Genomic DNA, 6,890 nt, shown 5'->3' on the forward strand with positions numbered 1-6,890 from the left:
TGATCATCGGCCGGCGGCACGAGCCGCTGGAAGAAGGCATCGAGGTCGCGCCGCACATCCGGATCAGCATTCTCCTGGATCAGCAGGGAACACGAGGTGTGGCGCACAAACAGCGTCAGCACACCACTCGATATGCCCTCACCCTGCACGAAGCGCTGAGCTTCCTGCGTAAACTCGTAAAGACCACCACCGTGTGTGGCGATCGTGAGCGTGGTTTGCGGCATGATTGTCCCACTGATAGCGCGCTGTCCGGCTTCTTCTATCAGCCGATACGGTGGCAGCGGAAGCGCCCGCGGATCTGATCGTTGACGAACCGCCCCGGCGAAACCGCGCCGAGCAACGCCTCATAGATTGCACGAGGCACCGCATCGTAGCGGTAAACACCTCCGCTGAATCGCAGATCGAGCGTTTGCGTCGCCACATCATAGCCGGCTTCATGAACGCTGGTAGAGCGGACAGGCTGGCGGCGGATACGCGGAATAGGGTTCTTCAAGCGTGGTGCGCGTTGTGGAATGGGTGCAGGCATCGTGTCGATCCCAAGGGTTCATCCCTCAGCGAATCCACGAGGAGTCCACGCTGTTCCAGCCTGAGTCAGAAGGCCGCAGCACATACGAAAAAGCCCGGCCAATCCCTCGGCCGGGCTTTTGATATTGTCGACCAGCTAAGCTTAGCTGTCGAGGAAAGACCGCAGTTTGCGCGACCGGCTCGGATGCTTGAGCTTGCGCAACGCCTTGGCTTCGATCTGGCGGATACGCTCACGCGTCACCGAGAACTGCTGGCCGACTTCTTCCAGCGTGTGATCGGTGTTCATGCCGATGCCGAAGCGCATGCGCAGCACGCGCTCTTCACGCGGAGTGAGCGAAGCCAGCACGCGCGTTGTCGTTTCGCGCAGATTGGCCTGGATCGCCGCGTCGATTGGCAGGATCGCGTTCTTGTCCTCAATGAAATCGCCGAGGTGTGAGTCTTCCTCGTCGCCCACCGGCGTTTCGAGCGAGATTGGCTCCTTGGCGATCTTCAGGACCTTGCGGACCTTTTCGAGCGGCATTGCAAGCTTTTCAGCCAGTTCTTCCGGCGTTGGCTCGCGGCCGATCTCGTGCAGCATCTGGCGCGAGGTACGAACGATCTTGTTGATCGTTTCGATCATATGCACCGGAATGCGGATGGTGCGGGCCTGATCGGCGATCGAACGGGTAATAGCCTGACGGATCCACCATGTCGCATAGGTTGAGAACTTGTAACCGCGACGATATTCAAACTTATCGACGGCCTTCATCAGGCCGATATTGCCTTCCTGGATCAGATCCAAGAACTGCAGACCGCGGTTGGTGTACTTCTTGGCGATCGAGATCACGAGGCGAAGATTGGCCTCGACCATTTCCTTCTTGGCGATCGCGGCTTCGCGTTCGCCCTTCTGGACCTGGTTCACGATCTTGCGGAATTCCAGGATCGAGATCGCGGTTTCGGTCGCGAGGTTCTGGATCTCGAGACGAATGTCCACGATCGCAGAGTTGGACGAACGGGCGAACTCCTTCCAGCCACGGCTGGTCAGCGTACCGACACGACCCATCCAGTTCGGATCGAGTTCCGAACCCTGATACTCACGCAGGAACTCTTCGCGGCGCACGCCGTAGCTTTCAGCCAAGCGCAGCAGCTTGCCTTCATTCTGAACAAGACGCTTGTTGATGTCGTAGAGCTGCTCCACCAGCGCTTCGATACGCGCATTGTTGAGCGATAGCGACTTCACCGCCGTGATCAGCTCGTCCTTGAGCTTCTTGTAGGAGCGCTCCTGCGATGACGACAGCGAATCCGCGTCTGCCAAACGGGACTCGACCTGCTGGTCCTGCAGCTTACGCAGCTTCTTGTAGGTTGAGGCGATGACGTCGAGCGTTTCCATCACCTGCGGGCGGAGTTCTGCCTCCATGGCCGCGAGCGACAGGCTGGCCTCGTCGTCGTCTTCGTCGTCGTCCTCGACCCGATTCTCGCCGCCGACATTGGTGATGTCGTCGTCTTCACGGATGCGGCGGCCGCGCTCGTCGACCTTGGGCTTCTCAGCGTCTTCCGGATTATGGACGACAACCGGCGCCTGCTTGGCTTCAGGGCCGGCATAGGTGGCCTCGAGATCGATGATCTCGCGCAGCAGGATCTTGGCTTCGTTCAGTTCGTCGCGCCATATGATGATGGCCTGGAACGTCAGCGGGCTTTCGCAAAGGCCCGCGATCATCGTCTCGCGGCCAGCCTCGATGCGCTTCGCAATCGCGATTTCGCCTTCACGCGACAAAAGCTCCACCGAGCCCATCTCACGCAGATACATCCGCACCGGATCGTCGGTGCGGTCGGTCGGCTCTTTCTTGGTGGTAGTCGCCGCAACGGCCGTGCCGGTACGCTCCGCCAGTTCGTTGGCGTCTTCTTCGCCATCGGCCGCGTCGCGCTCGCCACCTTCTTCGGCGGCTTCGTCATCTTCGACGACGTTGATGCCCATGTCGGACAACATCGCCATAGTGTCCTCGATCTGCTCGGAAGTCACTTCTTCCGACGGCAGAACCGAGTTGAGCTCGTCCATCGTGACATAGCCGCGTTTTTTCGCGGCCTTGATCATCTTCTTGACGGCATCATCGGAAAGGTCGAGCAATGGCCCGTCGGTTGCGCTTTCGCGTTCCGTCTCGACCTCTTCCTTTTCTTTCACTGCCATGATTCAGCTTCTCCAAGCAGACGGTTGCGCAACGAACGCGATCCGTCTCAATCAATGCGGCGGGGCCGCTCCCGCGTTGTCCACCGCGTATCCGAGCCCAATTAATTCCGGATTAACCCTCGTCCCAAAGGGCGGTTCCCCCGGCGGCTCGCGCGGTCCACACTGGTGTTTCGTCGTTAAAGTCCTTCGCGGATGCCTTTTCCGCGACCCAAATTCGAATTGTTCCTGATTCCGCGTCTCAGGCGCTAGGTCAAGGCAGCTGTCATGATTCGCTCCACAAAGCGAATCATTCGGCGACAAAGGATCGCCTGACGCGTCTTGTCGTCCATCAACTCTGCCGCGCCCGCCCTGAAGAAATGCCGAACCCTTCAATCAACGCGTCAACAGCCTGGAACTCGCGAAACTGCGCCTGGATATCGAGGAGATGTCGAAAGTTCTCCTCGGTTGTATCATTTGCAAGGGCGAGTTGGGCTGCTTTCAGCTCTCTATGTAGAGTTGATGCGCTTCTATGCAAGTATAGCAGCTGCAGGAACGCGTCGCGCGTGTCGGCAATGTCGGCATCTTCCAGCGCAGTCCAGTTCCCCACCCGGCGCACGATCAGGCTCGCTTTCTCAAGCGGCTCGCTGAGACCTGAATTGTTGAGATAGTCCGTCAGTTCCTGTCGGTCGCCGGTCGCCTGATGCGCGGCAGCATCCAGGATACCGGCATGAAGCTGCCGCAGCACCGGATGATCCAGTTCGAGGCGCTCGATGTCGTCGAAGAAGGCGTCGATCAGACCGGGATGATTGACCAGCGACACCAGCATGGCGGATTCGCGGATCGGCAGCGCTCCGCTATTGTTGACCAGCGCTGAACGCGTCAGGCTCTCCGACACGGCCATCGGCCCGCGGCCGCCTGCACCCGGTCGTCCATCACCGCCGCGCCAGGTGTTGTCGCCGCGTCCCTTGCCACGATCATTGTTGTTGTAGCGATTGTTGGGCCGCGTCGAACCGAAAAAGGCATGAACGCGGTCGCGCATATCCTGCTGATAATGCCGCCGAACGCTCTCATCCCTGATGCGCCCTGTGATCTCGCGCAGCACCTGTTCAAGCGCCGCTCGCCGTTCGGGTGTTTCGAACACCTGACCACCGGTTTCGCGGCTCCAGATCAGATCGCCAAGCGGTCGGGCCTCACCGAGCGACCTGCGAAATGCATCCGGACCCTCTTCGCGCACGAGATCATCGGGGTCCTTGCCTTCCGGAAGCAAAACGAAGCGCGCGGTGCGTCCTGCTGCAACGGTGGGCAGGATCAAGTCTGCCGCCCGCCAAGCCGCCCGCTGCCCGGCACCGTCGCCGTCGAAACACAGCACCGGCTCGCCGGTTGCGCGCCAGATCAGCTCGATCTGGTTTTCGGTCAGCGCCGTCCCGAGCGGTGCCACCGCATTGGTAAAGCCCGCCTGCGCCAAGGCGATCACGTCCATATAGCCTTCCACAAGGATCAGCGTGCCGTCCTTGCCCTGCCCTTTCCGAGCGCGGGCGAAATTGTAAACGACGTTGCCCTTGTGGAAGAGTTCGGTGTCCGGGGAGTTCAGATATTTCGCCGAAACCTCCGCCGACATCGCGCGACCGCCAAACGCAATGATACGGCCGCGCGTGTCCTCGATCGGGAACATGATGCGGTCTCGAAAACGGTCATAGGACACGGGAATATCGTCACCGAACACAACCAGGCCGCATGCTTCGATCTGGCTCTTGTCGACACCCTTGCTGGCCAAGTGCTCCTTCAAAGCATTGCGGGAGTCCGGCGCATAACCCAGCCGAAACTCGCGCTGCGTGACCGATGTCAGCCCACGATCGCGCAGATAAGCCCGCGCCTTGGCGCCACCCGAACTTTGCAGCTGTTCCTCAAAAAACGCCGTCGCCATTTCCATGACGTCATGCAGCGACGCGCGTTCCTTCTCGCGCTTCTCGGCAACTGGATCGCGCGCCGGCATCGGCACGCCCGCCATATCCGCCACCCGCTCAACCGCTTCAGGAAAGGACAGGCTGTCGAGTTCAGTCAAAAAGCGAAAATGATCGCCCGACACACCGCAGCCGAAGCAATGGTAGCGGCCCTTCTTGTCCTCGCAATGGAAGCTCGGGCTCTTCTCGCCATGAAACGGACAGCAGGCCCAGTAATCGCCGCGCGACGCATTGGTCTTGCGCCGATCCCAGGAAACACGCGTCCCGATCAGCGCCGAAATCGGCACCCGGTCACGAATTTCATCGAGAAAGGAGTCGGGAAAGCGCATGAAAAACCTCTGGTACCGAGGTCATAGCCCCCCTGCCGGTCGAATACCATCAACGCCCACAGCGATGCCCGCGATTCACAGGAAGCCACAAACAGCAGCGACAAGCCCTGTCGCGCGCAGTACGGTATTCATTTGTGGTGGAAGCCATTATCCGGCTAAACTACATCATGCCGGAAACAATGCGAAATCTGCTGGAACATAGGGGCGTGCTCCGCCTCGTCGCCGGGTGGTGGCCATGACGGGATCGGTGTTCTTCCTGCATCTCGCGGGCGCCATCGCGCTGCTGCTTTGGGCGACGCGCATGGTGAAGACCGGCGTCGAGCGTGCTTATGGCGATGTGCTGCGGATCAAGCTGCGCTCCACCATGCGCAATCCGCTGGCAGCCGTCGCCACCGGCGCGGGACTGGCGATTGCGCTGCAAAGCTCCACGGCAGTGACCCTGCTGGTCGGGTCCTTTGCGGGTTCGGGCATCGTGTCGGGCATTGCAGGCCAGCTCGCCGTTCGCGGCGCCGAGATCGGCTCGGCTCTGGTCGTTAGGCTGCTGACGTTCGACCTGACGCTTCTCGTGCCGATCTGCCTTGCCGCAGGCACGACGATGTTCATGGCGACCGAGAAGCGCGAGTGGCGTCAGCTCGGGCGCATCATCGTCGGCATTGGCCTGCTGATCCTGTCTCTGGAAATGATCGGGCAAGCGTCGGAGCCACTTCGCGACAGCCGGCTCCTGCCTCTGGTGATCGACTATTTCTCCAGCGATCCGGTCACTGCCTTCCTTTTGTCGGCAGTGCTAACCTGGCTGTTTCATTCCAGCATCGCGGCGGTATTGCTTCTGGTGACGCTCGCCGCGCGCGGCCTGATCCCGCCGGAGCTTGGCGTGGTGATGGTGCTCGGCGTCAATCTCGGCAGTTCGTTGATCGCCCCGCTTCTGACCCGCGCCTCGCCGGCTCCAGTGCGCGTCGTCCCGATCGGCAATCTCCTGATGCGCGGCGTGGGCTCGATCGTGGTGCTGGCCCTGTTCCTGTCTTTTCGCCCGCCGGTTACCCTTCTTGGCGCAACCGGCGCCGACCAGATCGTCAACGCCCACATTGCCTTCAACTGCCTGATGCTGGTCGCCGGCATTCCGTTGGCGAGCCTCATCCTCAAGGCGTCTGAAGCCTTCGTGCGCATGTCCACGAAGCAGGAACCGGAGCCGGAACTGGCCGACGTCGAGCCGACGATCCTGCACGATTCCGCGCTGAAAACCCCGCATCTCGCCCTCGGCAATGCGACCCGCGAGGCCATGCGGATCTGCGAGATCATAGAAGTAATGCTGGCGCGGATTTTCGAGCTTTACGAAGCGGCGGACCAGAAGGGCATCGACGCTCTCGCGCGGCTCGACGACCGTGTCGACCGCAGGCATGCCCGCCTCAAACTCTACCTTGCACGCATTGACCCCGCCGAGATGACGGAAGACGATGCGCAGCGCTGCAGCGAGTTGCTGGGCGCCTGCGTGAAGCTGGAACAGGTCGGCGACATCATCGTGCGCAACATGCTGGTGCATGTCCGCAAGAAGGTGCAGCACAAGCTTGAATTTACAGGCGAAGGCTGGCGTGAATTGGCCGCCTTTCACGCCGCGGTGCTGGCCAATGCGCGCCTAGCCTTCAACGTGCTGGTCTCACGCGATGCCGCCACGGCGCGTCAGCTGGTGGCCGAAAAGGACCGGCTGCGCGATACGGAGAAGGATACCGCGCGCCGTCATTTCGCCCGGCTGCGCGAGGGCTCGGTCCGCAGCGTGGAAACGAGCACCATCCACCTCGACACGATCCGAGACCTGAAGCAGATCAACTCGCTTCTGGCCTCGATCGCCTATCCGGTTCTTGAAGAGCGCGGTCTGCTCAACAACTCGCGGCTGCGCGCCGCGAGCTGAGCGGTCGGCTTTAGATCTCGTCAAACCCG

The 6,890-nt window shown here is 61.0% G+C and carries 5 protein-coding genes; 1 reads left to right on the forward strand and 4 read right to left on the reverse strand.

What is annotated here, in order from left to right:
* The 4 genes from RTX98_RS12805 to dnaG all read right to left on the reverse strand — a co-directional run.
* Positions 1 to 224, reverse strand: a 224-nt coding sequence (locus RTX98_RS12805) for a YjbQ family protein (protein ID WP_416223119.1), incomplete at its 3' end; no start/stop codon positions are given.
* A 38-nt stretch (positions 225 to 262) separates the two neighbouring features.
* Positions 263 to 526 (reverse strand): KTSC domain-containing protein, encoded by a 264-nt coding sequence (locus RTX98_RS12810; protein ID WP_312797016.1) that lies wholly within the window; start codon positions 524 to 526, stop codon positions 263 to 265.
* A 141-nt stretch (positions 527 to 667) separates the two neighbouring features.
* Positions 668 to 2,689 carry an RNA polymerase sigma factor RpoD gene (rpoD, locus tag RTX98_RS12815; RefSeq protein WP_312797017.1) on the reverse strand — a complete coding sequence of 674 codons (2,022 nt, stop codon included), beginning with the start codon at positions 2,687 to 2,689 and terminating at the stop codon, positions 668 to 670.
* Between the two features lie 328 nt (positions 2,690 to 3,017).
* Entirely contained in the window at positions 3,018 to 4,958 is a 1,941-nt protein-coding gene (gene dnaG / locus RTX98_RS12820) for a DNA primase (protein ID WP_312797019.1), read from the reverse strand.
* A 235-nt stretch (positions 4,959 to 5,193) separates the two neighbouring features.
* On the opposite strand from dnaG, the gene RTX98_RS12825 reads away from it, so the two are divergent.
* Positions 5,194 to 6,861 (forward strand): Na/Pi cotransporter family protein, encoded by a 1,668-nt coding sequence (locus tag RTX98_RS12825; protein ID WP_312797020.1) that lies wholly within the window; start codon positions 5,194 to 5,196, stop codon positions 6,859 to 6,861.
* Positions 6,862 to 6,890: the final 29 nt, after the last annotated feature.

It is taken from the genome of Tianweitania sp. (assembly GCF_032053605.1).
Taxonomy (GTDB): domain Bacteria; phylum Pseudomonadota; class Alphaproteobacteria; order Rhizobiales; family Rhizobiaceae; genus Tianweitania.

Excerpts from the sequence above, each read along its gene's own strand:
- RTX98_RS12810 (WP_312797016.1), bottom strand. The coding sequence starts at position 526 with ATGCCTGCACCCATTCCACAACGCGCACCACGCTTGAAGAACCCTATT.
- dnaG (WP_312797019.1), bottom strand. The coding sequence starts at position 4,958 with ATGCGCTTTCCCGACTCCTTTCTCGATGAAATTCGTGACCGGGTGCCG.
- rpoD (WP_312797017.1), bottom strand. The coding sequence starts at position 2,689 with ATGGCAGTGAAAGAAAAGGAAGAGGTCGAGACGGAACGCGAAAGCGCA.
- RTX98_RS12825 (WP_312797020.1), top strand. The coding sequence starts at position 5,194 with ATGACGGGATCGGTGTTCTTCCTGCATCTCGCGGGCGCCATCGCGCTG.